The 17,815-nt window shown below is 68.1% G+C and carries 20 protein-coding genes; 13 read left to right on the forward strand and 7 right to left on the reverse strand.

Annotated features, from left to right (window positions below; all coding sequences use genetic code 11):
• Positions 1 to 19: 19 nt before the first annotated feature.
• On the reverse strand, positions 20 to 1,378 hold the full coding sequence (locus MHN84_RS24700; RefSeq protein WP_241207158.1) for an HNH endonuclease signature motif containing protein: 1,359 nt from the start codon (positions 1,376 to 1,378) through the stop codon (positions 20 to 22).
• A 125-nt stretch (positions 1,379 to 1,503) separates the two neighbouring features.
• On the opposite strand from MHN84_RS24700, the gene dapB reads away from it, so the two are divergent.
• From dapB to MHN84_RS24720, 4 genes are read left to right on the forward strand one after another with little or no spacing between them, the layout of a single operon-like run.
• Positions 1,504 to 2,241, forward strand: coding sequence for a 4-hydroxy-tetrahydrodipicolinate reductase (gene dapB, locus MHN84_RS24705; protein ID WP_241207159.1), 738 nt, complete (start codon positions 1,504 to 1,506; stop codon positions 2,239 to 2,241).
• Entirely contained in the window at positions 2,238 to 2,705 is a 468-nt protein-coding gene (locus tag MHN84_RS24710) for a hypothetical protein (protein WP_241207160.1), read from the forward strand. Before dapB ends, MHN84_RS24710 begins: the two co-directional genes overlap by 4 nt.
• A complete protein-coding gene (locus tag MHN84_RS24715; protein WP_241207161.1) occupies positions 2,702 to 3,157 on the forward strand; it encodes an NAD(P)H-dependent oxidoreductase in 456 nt (151 codons plus the stop codon). Before MHN84_RS24710 ends, MHN84_RS24715 begins: the two co-directional genes overlap by 4 nt.
• A 12-nt stretch (positions 3,158 to 3,169) precedes the next feature.
• Positions 3,170 to 3,628, forward strand: coding sequence for a hypothetical protein (locus MHN84_RS24720; protein WP_241207162.1), 459 nt, complete (start codon positions 3,170 to 3,172; stop codon positions 3,626 to 3,628).
• Here the strand turns inward: MHN84_RS24720 and MHN84_RS24725 are convergent.
• Together MHN84_RS24725 and MHN84_RS24730 are read right to left on the reverse strand one after the other, a co-directional pair.
• A complete protein-coding gene (locus MHN84_RS24725; protein ID WP_374238421.1) occupies positions 3,622 to 4,542 on the reverse strand; it encodes a CoA ester lyase in 921 nt (306 codons plus the stop codon). The two genes, MHN84_RS24720 and MHN84_RS24725, sit on opposite strands and share 7 nt — an antisense overlap.
• Before the next feature lie 5 nt (positions 4,543 to 4,547).
• Complete coding sequence (locus tag MHN84_RS24730; protein ID WP_241207164.1) at positions 4,548 to 5,285, reverse strand: dienelactone hydrolase family protein; 738 nt, start codon at positions 5,283 to 5,285, stop codon at positions 4,548 to 4,550.
• Between the two features lie 43 nt (positions 5,286 to 5,328).
• Between MHN84_RS24730 and MHN84_RS24735 the strand changes: the two genes are divergently transcribed.
• From MHN84_RS24735 to MHN84_RS24750, 4 genes are read left to right on the forward strand one after another with little or no spacing between them, the layout of a single operon-like run.
• The gene (locus MHN84_RS24735; RefSeq protein ID WP_241207165.1) at positions 5,329 to 6,129 is read left to right on the forward strand and encodes a thymidylate synthase; all 801 of its coding nucleotides are present in this window, start codon (positions 5,329 to 5,331) and stop codon (positions 6,127 to 6,129) included.
• Positions 6,129 to 6,608, forward strand: a complete 480-nt coding sequence (locus MHN84_RS24740; RefSeq protein ID WP_241207166.1) for a dihydrofolate reductase — start codon at positions 6,129 to 6,131, stop codon at positions 6,606 to 6,608. Before MHN84_RS24735 ends, MHN84_RS24740 begins: the two co-directional genes overlap by 1 nt.
• Entirely contained in the window at positions 6,605 to 7,813 is a 1,209-nt protein-coding gene (locus MHN84_RS24745; protein ID WP_241207167.1) for a winged helix-turn-helix domain-containing protein, read from the forward strand. Before MHN84_RS24740 ends, MHN84_RS24745 begins: the two co-directional genes overlap by 4 nt.
• Before the next feature lie 4 nt (positions 7,814 to 7,817).
• Positions 7,818 to 8,714: a haloalkane dehalogenase gene (locus tag MHN84_RS24750; RefSeq protein ID WP_241207168.1), complete on the forward strand. Its 897-nt coding sequence runs from the start codon at positions 7,818 to 7,820 to the stop codon at positions 8,712 to 8,714.
• A gap of 6 nt (positions 8,715 to 8,720) precedes the next feature.
• Here the strand turns inward: MHN84_RS24750 and MHN84_RS24755 are convergent, their stop codons facing one another.
• Complete coding sequence (locus MHN84_RS24755; protein ID WP_241207169.1) at positions 8,721 to 9,314, reverse strand: nucleoside deaminase; 594 nt, start codon at positions 9,312 to 9,314, stop codon at positions 8,721 to 8,723.
• Between the two features lie 128 nt (positions 9,315 to 9,442).
• Here MHN84_RS24755 and MHN84_RS24760 point away from each other — a divergent pair, with 128 nt between their 5' ends.
• Positions 9,443 to 10,519: a GGDEF domain-containing protein gene (locus tag MHN84_RS24760; RefSeq protein WP_241207170.1), complete on the forward strand. Its 1,077-nt coding sequence runs from the start codon at positions 9,443 to 9,445 to the stop codon at positions 10,517 to 10,519.
• Positions 10,520 to 10,521: 2 nt separating this feature from the next.
• On the opposite strand, the gene MHN84_RS24765 is transcribed toward MHN84_RS24760, so the two are convergent.
• Positions 10,522 to 11,925 carry an APC family permease gene (locus MHN84_RS24765; RefSeq protein WP_241207171.1) on the reverse strand — a complete coding sequence of 468 codons (1,404 nt, stop codon included), beginning with the start codon at positions 11,923 to 11,925 and terminating at the stop codon, positions 10,522 to 10,524.
• On the reverse strand, positions 11,922 to 12,827 hold the full coding sequence (locus MHN84_RS24770; protein WP_241207172.1) for a proline iminopeptidase-family hydrolase: 906 nt from the start codon (positions 12,825 to 12,827) through the stop codon (positions 11,922 to 11,924). The genes MHN84_RS24765 and MHN84_RS24770 overlap by 4 nt, the downstream gene beginning before the upstream one ends.
• Positions 12,828 to 12,933: 106 nt before the next feature.
• On the opposite strand from MHN84_RS24770, the gene MHN84_RS24775 reads away from it, so the two are divergent.
• The 4 genes from MHN84_RS24775 to MHN84_RS24790 are packed head-to-tail and all read left to right on the forward strand — an operon-like array spanning position 12,934 to position 17,077.
• Positions 12,934 to 13,689 (forward strand): FadR/GntR family transcriptional regulator, encoded by a 756-nt coding sequence (locus MHN84_RS24775; RefSeq protein WP_241207173.1) that lies wholly within the window; start codon positions 12,934 to 12,936, stop codon positions 13,687 to 13,689.
• A gap of 19 nt (positions 13,690 to 13,708) precedes the next feature.
• Positions 13,709 to 14,461 carry an FAD-dependent thymidylate synthase gene (thyX, locus tag MHN84_RS24780; RefSeq protein WP_241207174.1) on the forward strand — a complete coding sequence of 251 codons (753 nt, stop codon included), beginning with the start codon at positions 13,709 to 13,711 and terminating at the stop codon, positions 14,459 to 14,461.
• A 25-nt stretch (positions 14,462 to 14,486) separates the two neighbouring features.
• Positions 14,487 to 15,389, forward strand: coding sequence for a 4-hydroxy-tetrahydrodipicolinate synthase (gene dapA / locus MHN84_RS24785; RefSeq protein WP_241207175.1), 903 nt, complete (start codon positions 14,487 to 14,489; stop codon positions 15,387 to 15,389).
• A gap of 11 nt (positions 15,390 to 15,400) precedes the next feature.
• Entirely contained in the window at positions 15,401 to 17,077 is a 1,677-nt protein-coding gene (locus MHN84_RS24790; protein ID WP_241207176.1) for a ribonuclease J, read from the forward strand.
• On the opposite strand, the gene MHN84_RS24795 is transcribed toward MHN84_RS24790, so the two are convergent.
• A complete protein-coding gene (locus MHN84_RS24795; RefSeq protein ID WP_241207177.1) occupies positions 17,074 to 17,736 on the reverse strand; it encodes a response regulator transcription factor in 663 nt (220 codons plus the stop codon). The genes MHN84_RS24790 and MHN84_RS24795 overlap by 4 nt on opposite strands.
• Positions 17,737 to 17,815: the final 79 nt, after the last annotated feature.

A 17,815-nucleotide genomic window follows, 5' to 3' on the forward strand; every position in this document is an offset into this window, starting at 1 on the left:
TCGACAGTAACTTCCGCCACTACGGTCCGTGGTCGTCTTCGGGCAGGAGGTGGCGTTCGGGGTGGTGGTAGCCGTTCACGCGCCGTTGCCCGGTATCCAGGTCTGGCGGAGGGAGCCATTCGGTGTGGCCGCGGTGGTTGACCTTCGTTGTCCAGCCGGTCTGCTCGACCATCCGATTGTCCGTCCCACAGGCGAGGGTGAGGTTGGTGATGTCGGTGGCCCCGCCGCGCTTCCAGTCCTCAATGTGGTGGACCTGGGTCCAGTAGCCGGGCACCGTGCAGCCGGGTCGGGTGCAGCCGCGGGCGGAGGAGTGCAGCACGATTCGTTGTGCCGGGGAGGCGAGCCGCTTGCTGCGGCCGAGGTAGAGCGGCTGGTTGGTGTGCTGGTCGAACACCGCCAGATAGTGGTGCGCGTGGGCGGACATCCGGATCAGGTCGGCCATCGGCAACAAGCTGCCGCCGCCGGTGAGCGCTGCCCCCGCGGACTTCTCCAGTTGCTGCAGTGTTGTGGAGACGATCACCGTCACCGGTAACCCATTGTGAGAACCGAGATCTCCGGAACTCAGCGCCATCCGGCCCACGGCCAGCCACGCGTCATGGTTGCGTTGTGCCGCACTCCGGGTGTCCGAGCGCGCTTGTTCGGGCGCGGGTTCTGCGTCGACGCAGGGTGTCTCGTCGTCGGGGTTGCACATGCCGGGGGCGGCGAGTTTGGCTTGGATGGCCTCGTAGGTGGCGCGTGCTTCGGGGGTGATCCAGCCGGTGAGCCTGCTCATGCCGTCGGCCTGCTGCTCGCCGAGGGTGATGCCGCGCTTGCGGGCGCGGTCGGCGTCGGTGGGTTCGGGGCCGTCTTGGTCGATCATCGCCGCCAACCGATCCGCCGATTTCTTCAGATCCTCGGGCGTGAGCCCGGATCCCAGCGAGGCGAGCTGGCGGTCGGCGGCGGCGTGGGTGTCGACGTCGACCCACACCGGCAGCCCGTCGTGGAATTTGGCGATCACCGCGACGTGTTTGGCGTCCAACGATCCGGCGGCTTGCGCGGCCGCTGTTGCCTCCCAGGCCGGTGGCAGCGGTTCGCCGGTCAGGGCTTGCCGGGGCCCCAGGTTCTCGGCGTCAGCCAGGCGTCGTTTCGCCTCACGATCGGTCACCCGCAGCGCGGTGGTGAGTACTTTCTTCCATGACGCTTCCCCGAGCCGACGGGGCTCCGTCTCGGTGGTCAGACGGGACAGGATCTGATGTTCCAGCGATGGGACAGACCGGATCACTGACGTGACCTCCGACATCAACGCCACCAGCTCGCGGTGGGTCAGGGTGTCGCAGGCCTGCGACAGGATCGCGAGCTGAGCCCGCATCCCCGCCACCGCATCCGCGACCACATCCATGACTCGAACACTAGTTCGACCCACCGACAGAAATTAATCACCGTGTGACTGCAGGGGTCAACGGTGCGAGCGAGGCCAACGAGTTTCGACGAAGGGCGCGACGGCCGACACGTTAGGCTCGGCGCATGCGAGTCGGAGTGCTGGGCGCCAAGGGCAAGGTCGGCGCCGCGATGGTGGCAGGCGTGGAGGCCGCCGACGATCTCACGTTCACCACGGGCGTCGACGCCGGCGACGACCTGTCGTCGCTCGTCGACACCGACACCGAGGTCGTCATCGACTTCACCCACCCCAGCGTCGTCATGGACAACCTGAAGTTCCTCATCGACAACGGAATTCACGCTGTCGTCGGCACCACAGGCTTCACCGACGAACGCCTCGACCGGGTGCGTGCCTGGCTCGACGGCAAGCCCGACGTGTCGGTGCTGATCGCCCCGAACTTCGCGATCGGCGCCGTGCTGTCGATGTACTTCGCCCAGCAAGCCGCCAAGTACTTCGAGTCGGTCGAGGTCATCGAACTGCACCATCCCCACAAGGCCGATGCGCCATCGGGGACCGCGGCTCGCACCGCGAAGCTCATCGCCGAAGCGCGAAAAGGCATGCCGCCCAACCCTGATGCGACCAGCACCGGTCTAGACGGGGCGCGCGGCGCTGACGTCGACGGAATCCCGGTGCACTCCATCCGCCTCGCGGGGCTGGTGGCCCACCAAGAAGTCCTCTTCGGCACCGAGGGCGAGACGCTCACCATCCGGCACGACAGCATCGACCGCACCTCGTTCGTCCCCGGCGTGCTGTTGGCCGTCCGCAAGATCCGCGACCGTCCCGGGCTGACCGTCGGTCTGGAACCGCTGCTCGACCTGGCATGAACGAGGGTCGCCGCGCGCTGCGCACCCAGCTTCTGATCGGCTTCATGAGCGTCGCGCTCGTGGTGTACTTCGTGCTGCTCGGCCGAGCCGCGGTCATCCTGATCACCTCCGGCGAGGCAGCTCCCATCGGCCTCGGTGTGGCAATCCTGATCCTGCCCGTCGTCGGCGCCTGGGCGTTGATCGCCACTCTGCGTGCGGGTCTCGCGCATCAGCGCCTGGCCCGGCTCGCCCGCGAACAGGGCATGGAGCTCGACATCAGCGACCTGCCCCGCAGACCCTCGGGCCGCATCCAGCGGGACGCCGCCGACGCGCTGTTCGCTTCTGTGCGAGAGGAAGTCGAGGCGCAGCCGGACGACTGGCGCCTCTGGTACCGGTTGGCACGCGCCTACGACTACGCCGGCGACCGCAGCCGTGCCCGCGAGACCATGAAGAAGGCGATGCAGATGGAGGAGGCTGGGCGATGAGCAGGACGCTGCTCGTCGTGCACCACACGCCCTCGCCGGCCACCCGCGAGCTCGTGGACGCGGTGCTGGCCGGAGCCCGCGACCCCGACATCGACGGAGTCGAGGTCACGGTCAAACCGGCACTGGCCGCGACGCTGCCCGACATGCTCGACGCCGATGGGTATCTGTTCGGCACCACCGCCAACTTCGGCTACATGGCGGGCGCGCTCAAACACTTCTTCGACAGCGTCTATTACCCGAGCCTCGATCACGTGGCCGGCCGCCCCTATGGCCTGTGGGTGCACGGCAACGACGACACCGTGGGCGCGGTCGCGTCCGTGGAGAAGATCGCCGCGGGGCTCGAGCTGCGGGCTGTCGCCGCGCCGCTGACGGTCACCGGGCCGATCGATCGCGCCGTTCGCGAGCGGGCCGTGGAACTGGGCGGCACACTGGCTGCGACATTGATGGACTGATGAAGGAGCGTCGTGCCAGGTCTTGCCGAAATCGCGCTCGCCGGCGCGCCGATCGCCGGTGGTGCCCTGCTCGGTGTCGCCGCCGGCAACCTGCGGCCGCCCGACGTCCGCGCGCTGATCGCGAAGGACATGGACCTGCTGGATCGGATACCAGCCGAGCAGGTGGAGCGGCGAGCAGAACTGCAGCGCGTCATCGACCAGCGGATCGATGATCTGATCGGCGCTGTCGACAAGAACAGGGAACTGCGCCAGCTCGCCGCGTCCTACGAGGGGAACTGGCGCGACATCGTCGTATTCGTCTGTGCAGTGCTCTTCACGATCGTGTGGTGGAACGTCGACCACGGCCGGACGAACTGGGTGCTGATGTTCGTCGTGATGATCCTGCTGTCGATCCTGGCGGGCGTCTACGCCGCCCGCGGCATCTTCCGCGGCCTGGCGACATTCCTCAAGGGCCGCCGTCGAACTCAGTAGTGGTAGGTATCTGACGGCGCCGGGATGTGCACCGGGTCGTCGACGTCGTCGAAATCCGAGGGCTCGATGCCGTAGGCGCGCGCCAGGTCGAGGATCTTGTTCGCGCGCGCCATCCTCGGAAGGTCCGAGCCGTTGCGGATCTCACCGCCGTCGCGTTCGAATTCGACGAGAAACTCCTTGGCCCAGCTGATTTCCTCGACCGACGGAGACAACCCCTCGTTGACCGTCGGGCACTGATCCGGGGTCAGGCAGATCTTGCCGGTCATTCCGAACTCGGCCGACACCGCCGTCGCCTCGCTCAACCGCAGAGCCGAAGAGCCGACGGTCGGTCCGTCGATCGCCCCCGGCAGATGCGCGGCCTTGGCTGCGATCGTGAAGCGCGACCGCGCATAGGCCAAAGTGGTGGGATTGTCGCCGAAGCCGGTGTCGCGGCGAAAGTCGCCGATGCCGAAAGCCAACCGGAAAGTGCCCTTGGCCGAGGCGATCTCGGTGATGCGCTCCAGCCCGCGCGCCGTCTCGACCAGCGCGACCACCGGCACGTTCGGGAGCCTTTTGGCGGTCTCGGTGACGTGATCGACCGACTCCACCATCGCGAGCATCACCCCACCCACCGAGGTGCCGCCCAGCATGTCGAGGTCACCGGCCCACCACTCGGTGCCGAAGCCGTTCACCCGGACCCAGTCGTCGTGGCCGTCGGCGAGCCAGCGGATGACGTTGTCGCGCGCGCGGACCTTGTCCTTCGGCGCGACGGCATCTTCGATGTCCAGTACCACGATGTCCGCCCGCGACTGCTCCGCCGGCGCGAACCGTTCGTACTGCGCACCGTTGACGAGCAGCCAGCTGCGCGCCAGCACCGGATCTATGCGGAAGCCGCGTTCGCCGGACTCCGATTCGCTGAAGGTCTGGTCATACACGCCGCTCACCCTAGGTGAGAGCCGAAAAACGACTGCATCGCCTCCCAGTGTCGCCGCGCTGCGGGCTCGTCATAGGGTCCGTTGTCGGGCACGGCGAAGCCGTGGAACGCGTCGTAGAACTCGACGGTGTGCTCGATTCCGGCCGCGGTGAGTGCCTTGTCCAGGGTCTCGCCGTCGTCGACCGTGAACGACCGGTCGTTCTTGGCCGCGCCGACGTACACCGCTGCCCGCATCCGATCGGCCAGCCGGTGCGGGCTGTTCGGTTCGTCGGTGACCAACCCCCCACCGTGAAAGGACATCGCTGCGGCAACCCGTTCGGGCACCAGACCGGCCACCGTCAACGACGTGCGCCCACCCATGCAATAGCCCGTGGTCCCGAACGCGTCGCCGCGCACCTCCGGACGGGCGGCCAGATAGTCGAAGAAGGCGGCAGCGTCAGACGCCATGACCTCGGGAGTCACCTTGCCCATCATCGCGAACAGCCGCGTGCGCTCGGCCTCGTCCTCGAACACGGTCGCCATCGTGAACGGCGCCCAGTCCCCGTCGCGGTAGTAGACGTCGGGCACCAGCACCGCATAGCCGTGGTCGGCCAGCTTGTCCGCCATCGCCCGGAAGGTCGCCCGGACACCGCCGGCATCGGGGTACATCACGACGCCCGGCCAGGGGCCGTCGCCGTCGGGCGTGTGCAGGCTGACGGGGCAGGAGCCGTCAGCGGTAGTGACAGTGTCGGTGATCCTCGGCATGGGTTCCGTTCTACTCCCGGTCCCGGCCCGTAAGCTATGGGCCGTGCCGATCCCGACGCCCTACGAGGACCTCCTGCGTCTGGTGCTGGACCACGGAACCGCGAAATCGGACCGCACCGGCACCGGCACCCGCAGCGTGTTCGGCCACCAACTGCGGTACGACCTGAGCGCGGGGTTCCCGCTGATCACCACCAAGAAGGTGCACACCAAGTCGATCGTCTACGAATTGCTGTGGTTCCTGCGCGGCGATTCGAACGTGCGCTGGCTGCAAGAGCGCGGTGTCACCATCTGGGACGAATGGGCCTCGCCCACAGGCGATCTCGGCCCTGTCTACGGTGTCCAATGGCGGTCCTGGCCGACGCCGTCGGGGGAGCACATCGACCAGATCAGCGCGGCCCTGGAACTGCTCAAGCGCGACCCCGACAGTCGGCGCAACATCGTCTCGGCATGGAACGTCGGAGAGATCCCGCAGATGGCGCTACCACCGTGCCACGCGTTCTTCCAGTTCTACGTCGCCGACGGCCGCCTGAGCTGCCAGCTCTACCAGCGCAGCGCCGATCTGTTCCTCGGCGTGCCGTTCAACATCGCCAGCTATGCGCTGCTGACCCACATGATGGCTGCCCAGGCGGGCCTGGACGTCGGCGACTTCGTCTGGACGGGCGGGGACTGCCACATCTACGACAACCACGTCGAGCAGGTCACCGAACAGCTCTCCCGGGACCCGCGGCCGTATCCTGAACTCGTTCTGGCGCAACGTGATTCGATCTTCGACTACACCTATGAGGACGTGGTCGTCAAAAACTACGATCCGCACCCGGCGATCAAAGCGCCGGTGGCCGTCTAGTGGGCCTGAATCTGATCTGGGCACAGTCCAGCTCCGGGGTGATCGGCCGCGACAACGGCATCCCGTGGCAGCTGCCCGAGGACATGGCCCGCTTCAAGGAGCTGACCATGGGCCACACGGTGATCATGGGCCGCCGGACCTGGGAATCGCTGCCGACGCGGTTCCGGCCGTTGCCGGGGCGCAGGAATGTCGTACTCACCCGGCATGCTGACTACGTGGCTGACGGGGCAGAGACGGTGACCGACCTCGGGGGAATCCCGCTCGAGGACGCCTGGGTGATCGGTGGGTCGGAGATCTACGGGCTGACGCTGCCGCAGGCGACGCGGTGCGAGGTCACCGAGATCGACATCGACTTGCGACGAGAAGACGAGGACGCCCTCGCTCCGGTCCTCGACGAGGGCTGGGTGGGCACGGTGGGTGCCTGGCAGGACAGTTCATCGGGCCTGCGCTACCGGTTCGCCACCTACCGGCGGGCATGATCACCGCCGCGCAGGCCCGGCGGGTGGCCGTCGCGGCGCAGGGGTTCGGCGAGGCGAAACCATCCGGCGCGGTCACCCGCGGACACCTCAAGCGGCTGATCGCCCGGATCCAGGTGCTGCAACTCGACTCCGTCTCGGTGGCGGTGCGGGCTCATTACGCCCCGGTGTTCAGCCGCCTCGGTCCGTACGACCGCGACCTGCTGGACCGCGCGGCGTGGAGTCATTCGGCACGGTCGCCGCGGCTGCTCGTCGAGTACTGGGCTCACGAGGCCGCGCTGATGGCCGTCGACGACTGGCCGTTGATGCGCTGGCGGATGGCCGAGTATGCCCATGGCCGATGGGGCGTCGAGATCGTCAAACGCAACGCGAAACTCGCCAAGGACATCGTCGCCGCGATCGCCGAGCTCGGGCCCGCGACCGCAGGCCAGATCGAGGCTCACCTGGAGTCCGAGCCGCGGGGCCGCAAAGGCCCGTGGTGGGACCGCAGCGACACCAAGTGGGTCGCCGAAGCTCTCTGGTCCGCCGGTGTGCTGACGACAGCCACGCGCATCGGGTTCGCCCGGCACTACGACCTGACCGAGCGGGTCCTGCCGGCCGACGTGGTGGCCCGGCAGGTCAGTGAGCCGGACGCGGTTCGCGAGCTCGCGCTGCGGGCGGCCACCGCGCTGGGGATCGCCACGGAGGCCGACATCCGGGATTATTTTCGGCTCAGCGCCCGGCAGGTGAAGCCGGCGCTCGCCGCGCTGGTGGCGGACGGTGAGCTGGAGCCCGTCGAGGTCGACGGCTGGACCGCGCCCGGCTACCTGCGCGCCGGCCAGATCATCCCGCGGCGTGACCGCGGCACCGCGCTGCTCTGCCCGTTTGATCCGCTGATCTTCTTCCGGCCTCGTGTCGAGCGGCTGTTCGGCTTCCATTACCGCATCGAGATCTACACCCCGGCCCCCAAGCGGCAGTTCGGCTATTACGTGTGGCCGTTCCTGCTGGACGGTCGGCTGGTGGGGCGGGTCGACCTCAAGGCGGACCGGACCGCGGGGGCTTTACAGGTGGTGGGAGCGTTCACCGAGGACGGCGAAACGCCGACGCGCGTGGCGCGCCCGCTGGCCGATGAGCTGACGACGATGGCGCGGTGGCTGGGGCTCGACGAGGTCGTCGTCGGGGAGAAGGGTGATCTCGCTTCCGCTCTGCGGACCGCTCTGCTTGGCTGACTCCATGGACATCCTGCGTACCCCCGATGAGCGTTTCGCCGATCTGCCCGACTTCCCGTTCGCGCCCCACTACGTCGATGTCGCGGGGATACGCATGCACTACCTCGACGAGGGGCCCCGCGACGCGGAGGTGGTGCTGCTCCTGCACGGGGAGCCGTCCTGGAGTTACCTCTATCGCACGATGATCCCGGTGCTCACCGGCGCCGGCCTGCGCGCGGTCGCGATCGATCTGGTGGGCTTCGGCCGCAGCGACAAACCGGCCCGGCGTGAGGACTACACCTATCAGGCGCACGTCGACTGGACCTGGGCTGCCATCGAGGCGATCGGCCTGACCGGCATCACGCTGGTGTGCCAGGACTGGGGTGGGCTCATCGGGCTGCGTCTGGTGGGAGAGCATCCCGACCGCTTCGCCCGGGTCGTCGCCGCCAACACCGCGTTGCCCACCGGAGATCAGCATCCCGGCGAGGCGTTCCTCGCGTGGCAGCGGTTCAGCCAGGAGAGCCCCGACTTCCCGGTCGGAGGGATCATCGACGGCGGCTGTGTGTCGACACTGCCGGCCGATGTCATCGCCGCCTACGACGCTCCGTTCCCCGACGACTCGTTCAAGGCCGGGGCGCGGCAGTTCCCGACGCTCGTACCCACGAGCCCGGACGACCCGGCCGCATCCGCGAACCGGGCGGCCTGGGAGGCGTTGCGGCGGTTCGAGAAGCCGTTCCTGTGCGCCTTCTCCGACTCTGACCCGATCACCCGGGGTGGAGACGCCGCGCTGCGGAAACTGATTCCGGGGGCGCACGGCCAACCCGAGGTGACCATCGCCGGTGGCGGGCATTTCCTGCAGGAGGACAAGGGCCCCGAATTGGCGACGGTCGTCGTCGACTTCATCGCCGCCAACCCTGGCTGAACCGGCCTAGTTCAGCGGTATGTCGTTGTCGCCCTTGCTCTTCTGATACTTCCGCGACAGGGAGTCATACCGGGCGCGGATGCTTTCACGCTGATTCAGCAGCGTCGAGCGCAGCGGCTCGTTCTCGCTCTCGATCAGCTCGACGATGGAGTGCGCGGTCCAGAACGCGTTGCTGCGCCGGTAACCACCGGGTTCGAGGCCGAACACCTCGCGCAGGATCACCAGATCGTGGGGGATCGCGAAGCTGTCGCGGGAATCCTCGTGGCTGTAGAAGTAGTAGTAGTTGTCGAAGCCTGCCCACGTGATCGCCGACATGCACAGCGTGCACGGTTCGTGCGTGGTGAGGAAGATCAAGTCCGTCGTCGAGGGACGATCGGGGCGCTCGTAGAACTGTCGGAGTGTGTTGATCTCGCCGTGCCACAGCGGGTTCGCCGTCTCGGCGTTGGTCCCCGCGATCACCAGGGACAGATCCGATTTCGACAGCAGCGCGGCCCCGAAGACCTTGTTGCCGCCGGCCACGCCATGTTCGGTCAGCGGCAGGATGTCGGAGTCGATGACGTCCAGGAGGCGCGAGGCGATCGTGGAGGCGCCCTCGGGCATGAAAGACACGCCCAACACTAACGTCGCTGCGGCGGGTTCGCTGACCACGACAAGGCGCGCACAGGCCTGCCGGGAGCGGGCACAATGAATCCGTTAGCACGACGAACAGAACACGACGGGACCCATGCATGTCCGGATGGCGCGACGCCGGTCGATTCGACGCGTTGAGCGCATACCTGCGCCGACGCGGCCTCGAGAAGCGATGGCGCATGGCCATATTCGCGTTCACCTGCGTCCTCGGCACGCTGCCGCTGATCCTGCTGACCAGCCCCGTCGGCCCGTCGACTCCCGTCGGGCGGGCGGTGGCGATCGCCGCCGGCGCCGGCGCGATCGCTGTCTCCACCGTGTGGCTACCCGGCTGGCCGACCCACACACGATCCCTGATCTACAACCTGGTGTGCTGTGCGTGCATCGCCGCGGGCTCCCTGTCGATGTCGTATGCCTATGCGGGTCTGATGGGCTGTGTGATGTTCGCCGTGCTCGGCGGATTCCTGGCGTACTTCCACCGGCTGGCCGACGTCCTGGTCAACGGCGCGGTGGCTGCCGTGTGCGCGGTGATCACCGCGACCCGACTCATCGTGGACACCGGCGACGTCTCGGTGACGATCAGCGCGGCGGTCACCGTGGTGGCGCTCAACGTCGGCGTACCTTTCGGCATCTACTCCCTGGTGCACTCCCTGCATGCCGACCTGGTGGAATCCGGCCGCGACTCGCTCACCGGTCTGCTGACCCGGCGCTCCTTTTATCAGGCGCTCCGGGAACTGGTCGGGCGTCAGGGCAGTGGCGGTGCGGTGAATGTCACGATGATCGACCTCGACGACTTCAAGGGCCTCAACGATTCCCGTGGACATGCGGCGGGCGACCGGGCGCTCGCCGACGTGGGCGACGTGCTCAGGCACACCTGCGGTGAGACCGCCGTCCTCGGCCGCCTCGGTGGGGAAGAGTTCGTCGTCGCCGACACCGACGCGCCGTCAGGTCACGCAGAGACCACCGACGCCGTCCGCGCGAACATCGCGGCGCTGCCGTTCGACATCACCGCCAGCCTCGGCAGTTGCACAGCGCTGCTCACCGACCACGACACCACCGCCCCGGACTTCCTCGACCGGATGATCGCCACCGCCGACGCCGCCATGTACCGGGCCAAACGGGCGGGCGGCGATCGCGTGGAGCACCGGCGCCTCACCACGTCGAGCCGGCAGGACTGAACTCAGCCCGTCGCCGCGGGCGACTCCACGGCGTGATCCGCCGACGGACCCGCGCCGATTCCGCGCATCCGGTTGACGACGTAGACGATCGCGCCGATCGCGAGCCACACGATGCCGCCGATCTTGGCCAACGAGTCGGCGTTGATCAGCACGTAGGCGATGATCACGAAGCCGAGCGCCGGCACCACCAGGTGCAGCAGGTAGTTCGTCGACTTCTTGCGGCCCAGGTAGTACCAGGCCACCGAGATGTGCAGCAGGCAGAACGCGAACAGGGCGCCGAAGTTGACCAGCGAGGAGATCAAGCCGATCTGGCCGACGAAGAACAACACGAGCACGATCGACAGCGCACTGACGGTCAGGATCGCCGCGATCGGCACCTGGCGCGCGCTGATCCTCGACAGGAAGTGGGGAAGTTGACGATCGCGGCTCATCGAGAACAGCAGCCGGCTGGTCGCGGCCTGGGCGGCCATCGCGTTGGCGAAGCCGACGGCCAGCACGTTGACGACGAAGAACGCGTCCATCCAGCCGGTGGACGACGCAGCCTGCACGAGATTGAAGAAGGCGTTGCCCACCTCGTCGTCTCCGAACGCCTCGCGACCACCGGCGAGCAGACTGGCCAGCCACGTCTGCACGATGAACAGGAACGCCACGATGAACAGCGCACCGACCATCGCCTTGCCGGCCGGATTGCGCGTGCCCGTGGACTCTTCGGCGAGCGTCGAAATCCCGTCGAAGCCGAGGAAGCTCAGGACCGCGATCGACAGCGCAGCAGCCAGCAGAGGTGCGCTGACGGTGTCCGAGTTCCAGATCGGGGTCGTGCTCCATCCGACGTCGGGCAGGCTGCCACCGCTGATCGCACGCACCGCGATCACGACGAACACCACCACGAACACCAGCTCGATCGCGAGGAACACCCGGTTGGCCATCTTCAGCGAGTCGACGCCCAACAGATTGATCGCGGTGTTGACGAGGACGAACAGGATCGCCCACATCCACCGCGGTGTGTCCGGGAACAATCCGATCATCGACTCCGCAGCGAAGACATACAGCAGCGTGGGCACCAGAAGGTAGTCCAGGAGCATCGCCCAGCCGGCGAAAAAGCCTGCCCCGGAATGTATTCCGCGACCCACATAGGAGAACACCGAGCCGGCGAGCGGGAACGATTTCGCCATCTGGGCGTAGGCGAGCGCGGTGAAGATCATCGCGACCAGCCCGATCACGTAGACCAGGGGCACCATGCCCGACGAGCTGTTGTAGACGGTGCCGAAGATCGCCCACGGGGCGATCGGCACCATGAACACCAGCCCGTAGACCAGCAGGTCGAAGGTCGACACCGAGCGGTGCAGTTCCTGCTTGTAGCCGAACGATTCCAGCGTGCGCTGGGCGGCGGGTTCGATGTCGGTCATGGGGTGTCCTCGTGTTCGGTGAGGAAGCTCGCGACCACGGCGCGGAACTCCTCGGGCTTCTCCAGATGGCTGCAATGGCTGCAGCCGGCGAAGACGTGACCGCGCGCGTCGGGGATGTGCTCGACGTAGGGCCGCCAGGTGGCGGGTGTGGCCTCGTCGAATTCACCTGCGACGACCAGAGTCGGCGCCTCGATGTCGGGCAGACGATCGATGATCGACCAGTCCCGAAGGGTGCCCACGACGTGAAACTCGTTGGGCCCGTTCATGGTGTGATAGACCGTCGGTTCGGCCTCCATCTGCGCCTCGGAGTCGAGGAAGTCCTGCGGGAACGGGTCCATCCGCGCGACGTGGCGGCGATAGAACTCCATCGTCGCGGCCAGATACTCCGGATCGGTGACGGTGCCGGCCGCCTCGTGCCGCTCGAGCGCATCCTGAGTCTGCGGCGGCAGCTGCGCGCGCAGTTCTGCCGCGCCCTGCACCCACAGCTCCATCGACGCCGGTGAATTGCAGATCGCCAGCGAGACCAGGCCGGCGGGGCGGCGCACGGCGATCTCGGCGCCCAGCATGCCACCCCAGGACTGTCCGAGCAGGTGATAAGTCTCGATACCGAGAGTGCCTGCGACGGTGTGGAATTCGTCGACGAACAGAGCGGGCGTCCAGAAGTCGGTCGGTGCGTCGGGTAGGTGGGTGGAGTTGCCACACCCGAGCTGGTCGTAGTGGATCACCGTCCGGCCCGTCTGGTCGGCCAGCTCGGCGATGTTGGCCACGTAGTTGTGTGCCATGCCGGGTCCGCCGTGCAGGACGAACAACGGCAACGCCCCGGGTTTCGGGCGATCCGGCGTGGTGATCTGTACCCAGGTCTGGTATTCGCAGAAGGCGACCAGACGGGTCTCGCGCTGCATCGCATCAGCATGAACCTCTAAAGGTCTCCCTGCAAGACCAATCAAACGATTTAACATGTCGGTGACTCGAAGGGGACTGGTGCTGATGGGGCACAACGGATCACCCATGGGTGAAGCACCGTCCGGCGTGCTGCACCGACAGCTGGATTCCTCGTCGCGGGTCGACGAGGTGACCGACCGGTTGATCACCGCGATCGCGATCGGCGAGTACCTCCCGGGCGCGCGCCTGCCCGGCGAGCGCGACCTGGCGGCCTACCTCGGCGCCGGCCGGATGACCGTGCGTGCGGCGCTGGCGCGGTTGGTCGATCGCGGGCTGCTCGAGACGCGCCGGGGACGGGGTGGGGGATCGTTCGTGCGCCAGCAGTGGCCGGATTCGTCGACCGAAGCCGTCGGGCGCACGTTGGCCGGCCGCCTCGACGAGCTGCGGGTCCAGTGCGACGCGGTGTGTCGCCTGCAGGGGGCGGTGTGCCGGGCAGCCGCTGAAGCCCGCACCGACACCGACATCGCGGTACTGAGGCAGCGGCTCGAGGAATATCGCACCGCTGCGACCGGCCTGGCGGCTCAGCAGGCGGACAGCCGGTTGCATGCGGCCATCTCCGAGGCGGCCCACAACGACGTGCTCGCCGGCGTGCTCAACGATCTCAAGGCGCGGGTGAGTATCGGCGCGCCGGCTCACCTGTGGGGGGAACCCGACACCATGCGGACCGTCGAGGCGCGGGCCCTGCGTGAGCACGAACTCATCGTCGCGGCGATCGCCGAAGGCCGGGCCGACGACGCCGACGCACTGGCCCGCGCGCACGGCACGATCGACTTCGGACACATCATGACCGCGATGCGTCGCGCCGGCGTGCCCGCCGAGTGAGAGCAGCTAGGCTGCGCCGGTGGCCGAGATCGCGCCGCTGCGCGTGCAGCTGATCGCCAAGACGGAATTCACCGCGCCCCCCGACGTCGACTGGAGCACCGATGCCGACGGCGGTGCGGCGCTGGTCGAATTCGCCGGCCGGGCGTGCTATCAGAGCTGGTCCAAACCCAACCCGAAGACGGCGACCAACGCCGCCTACCTGCAGCACATCATCGACGTCGGACATTTCTCGGTGCTCGAACACGCGACGGTGTCGTTCTACATCACCGGGATCTCCCGCTCGTGCACCCACGAGCTGATCCGACACCGGCACTTCTCCTACTCACAGCTCTCGCAGCGCTACGTACCCGACGGCGACGTGGCCGTGGTGGCGCCCCCGGGTGTCGACGGCGACCCCGAGCTGACCCGCATCGTCGCCGACGCGGCCGACGCCAGCCGGGCCGCCTACGTCGAGCTGCTGGAACGGCTAGAAGAGAGGTTCGCCGACGTGCCGAACGCCACGCTGCGGCGTAAGCAGGCCCGACAGGCCGCCCGCGCGGTGCTGCCCAACGCGACCGAGACCCGGATCGTCGTCACCGGCAACTACCGGGCGTGGCGACATTTCATCGCGATGCGGGCCAGCGAACACGCCGACGTCGAGATCAGACGGCTCGCCGTGGAATGCCTGCGCCAGCTCGCGAACACGGCGCCCGCCGTGTTCGCCGACTTCGAGATCACCGTGCTGGCCGATGGCAGTGAGGTCGCCACCAGCCCGTTGGCCACGGAAGGCTGAGGGCCACCGGGTAATCTTGGTGCCCGTGAGCACCAGCGCCTTCGACGTCACCGCCCGGCTGGGCACCCTGTTGACGGCCATGGTCACCCCGTTCAAGCCCGACGGTTCGCTGGACACCGAGACCGCGGCGCGCCTGGCGGGTCACCTCGTCGACGCCGGCTGCGACGGCCTCGTGGTCTCCGGCACCACCGGCGAATCACCGACCACCACCGATGCCGAGAAGCTGGCCCTGCTGCGCGCTGTGCTCGAAGCGGTCGGGGACCGCGCGCGCGTCGTCGCCGGCGCGGGCACCTACGACACCGCGCACAGCGTCGGGCTCGCCCGAGCGGCCGCCGCGGAGGGGGCGCACGGACTGCTCGTGGTGACCCCGTACTACTCGCGTCCGCCGCAGGAGGGCCTGCTCGCGCACTTCCGCGCCGTCGCCGATGCGACCGAGCTGCCGAACATCCTCTACGACATCCCGCCGCGCTCGGTCGTGCCGATCGAATGGGACACGATCCGGACCCTGGCCCAGCACCCCAACATCGTCGCGATCAAAGACGCCAAGGCGGATCTGCCCGGAGCCGGCCAGATCATGGCCGAGACGGGACTGGCCTATTACTCCGGTGACGATGCGCTGAACCTGCCGTGGCTGGCGATGGGCGCGACGGGCTTCATCAGCGTGTGGGGTCACGTCGCGGCCGGGCAACTTCGAGACATGCTGTCCGCCTTCGCCTCCGGTGATGTGGCGACCGCGCGCAAGATCAACGTGTCGTTGGCGCCCCTGATGGCGGCGCAGGCGCGCCTGGGCGGCGTCACGCTGTCCAAGGCGGCGCTCCGGCTGAAGGGCTTCGAGGTCGGCGACCCGAGGCTGCCGCAGGTGCCGGCCACCGACGACCAACTCGAGGCACTGGCGGCGGACCTGCGGGCCGCCGCGGTGCTTCGGTAACGGGATCGCCGGTGGAATCCGAACTCGTCGCACCCGGCCCGTTGGCCGCCGGAGCACTGCGGGTGACCGCTCTCGGCGGCATCAACGAAATCGGCCGCAACATGACGACATTCGAGCATCTCGGTCGGCTGCTGATCGTCGACTGCGGCGTGCTGTTCCCCACCCACGACGAACCGGGCGTCGACCTGATCCTGCCCGACCTGCGCCACGTCCAGGGCCGGCTCGACGACATCGAGGCGATCGTCGTCACCCACGGCCACGAGGACCACATCGGGGGCATTCCCTACCTCCTGAAGATGCGCGCCGACATCCCGGTCGTCGGCTCCAAGTTCACCCTCGCTCTGATCGCCGCGAAATGTCGCGAGCACCGACTCTCGCCGACACTGGTCGAGGTCGCCGAAGGGCAGCGTTCCACCCACGGCGTGTTCGAGTGTCAGTACTTCGCGGTCAACCACTCGGTTCCCGGATGCCTGGCCGTGGCCATCCACACCGGCGCGGGCACGGTGTTGCACACCGGCGACATCAAGCTCGACCAGCTCCCGCTCGACGGGCGGCCGACGGACCTGCCCGGGATGTCCCGCCTCGGCGACGCCGGCGTCGACCTGTTCCTGTGCGACTCCACCAACGCCGAGATTCCCGGGGTGGGGCCGTCGGAGAGTGAGATCGGGCCCGCGCTGCACCGTCTGATCCGCGGCGCGGACGGGCGCGTCATCGTCGCGTGCTTCGCCTCCAACGTCGACCGCGTCCAGCAGATCATCGACGCCGCGGTCTCGCTCGGCCGGAAGGTCTCGTTCGTCGGCCGGTCGATGGTGCGCAACATGGGCATCGCCCGCGAACTCGGTTACCTCACCGTCGCCGATTCCGATGTCCTCGACATCGGCGCCGCCGAGATGATGCCGGCCGACCGCGTCGTGCTGATCACCACCGGCACCCAGGGGGAGCCGATGGCGGCATTGTCGAGGATGTCGCGCGGCGAGCATCGCAGCATCACGTTGACCGCGGGTGATCTGGTGATCCTGTCCTCGTCGCTGATCCCCGGCAACGAGGAGGCGGTGTACGGGGTGATCGACTCGCTGGCCAAGGTCGGCGCCCGCGTGGTCACGAATCGTCAAGCGCGCGTGCATGTCTCGGGACATGCTTACGCGGGTGAACTGCTGTTCCTCTACAACGGGGTGCGCCCGCGCAACGTGATGCCCGTGCACGGCACCTGGCGCATGCTTCGCGCCAACGCCGCCCTGGCGGCCAGCACCGGCGTCGACGAGGAGAACATCGTGATCGCCGAGAACGGCGTCAGCGTCGACCTGGCGGCCGGTCGCGTCGCCGTCGCCGGGGCGGTCGCAGTGGGCAAGATGTTCGTCGACGGGCTCGTCACCGGCGACGTCGGGGATGCGACCCTGGGTGAGCGGCTCATCCTCTCGTCCGGCTTCATCGCGGTGACGATCGTGGTGCGCCGCGGTACCGGTCAGGCGGTGGCGCCGGCGCACCTGAGCTCACGCGGCTTCTCCGAGGATCCCAAAGCGCTCGAGCCGGTCGCGCGTCGCGTCGAGGCCGAGCTGGACAACCTAGCAGCCCAACACATCACCGACCCGGCGCGCATCGCCCAGGCGGTGCGGCGCATCGTGGGCAAATGGGTGGGGGAGACGTACCGGCGTCAGCCGATGATCGTGCCGACCGTCATCGAGGTCTAGCAGGCCTGCAGCCGGTACCCCACACCGCGTGCGGTGGCGAACCAGTGCGCGCCGAGCTTGCGTCGCAGGTAGCGGACGTAGACGTCGACGACGTTCGACTCCGGTTCGTCGTGACCCCACACCTGTCGCAGCAGGTACTCGCGGCTGAGAACCTGGCCCGGATGGCGCAGGAACGTCGCAGCCAGATCGCACTCGCGTGCGGACAGGTCGACGCAGTAGTCCCCGACGTGTGCCCGCCGGCTTGCGAGATCCACCCGCAGGCCGCCGTAGCGGAGCTCCGGGGTGCGGGCGATGCGGCGGTGCGACAGCAGGCTTCGCACCGCCTCGGTGAGTTCGGCGGCGCGCAACGGGGCCACGGAGACGAACTCCTCGCGCGAGGTGCTGCGTGTCGCGCAGGCCCGCGCAGCGCGGCTGCGGGTCGTCAGCAGGATGGCCGGCAGCCGCAGACCGTCGGCGCGTAGGCGGCGCACGACATCGAGACCGTCCATGCCCGGCATACGTGCGCCCACGATCAGAAGATCGAAATTGCCGTGGCGTGCGTCGTGGTAGGCGCACCGTCCATCGGCCACCAGAGTCACCGAGAATCCCTGAGCGCGCAGTTGACTGCGGATCGCCGTCGCGATCCGTGGATCGGACTCGGCGATGAGAAGTCTGGTCACGTCGATTCCCCCTGCTCGGCGCCGGTGCATCTCGTCGGCGTCGTCATCGACGATCGCCGATCCGGGCGCCCGCCGGTTA

The sequence above is a fragment of the Mycobacterium sp. PSTR-4-N genome, from assembly GCF_022348085.1.
Lineage (GTDB): Bacteria > Actinomycetota > Actinomycetes > Mycobacteriales > Mycobacteriaceae > Mycobacterium.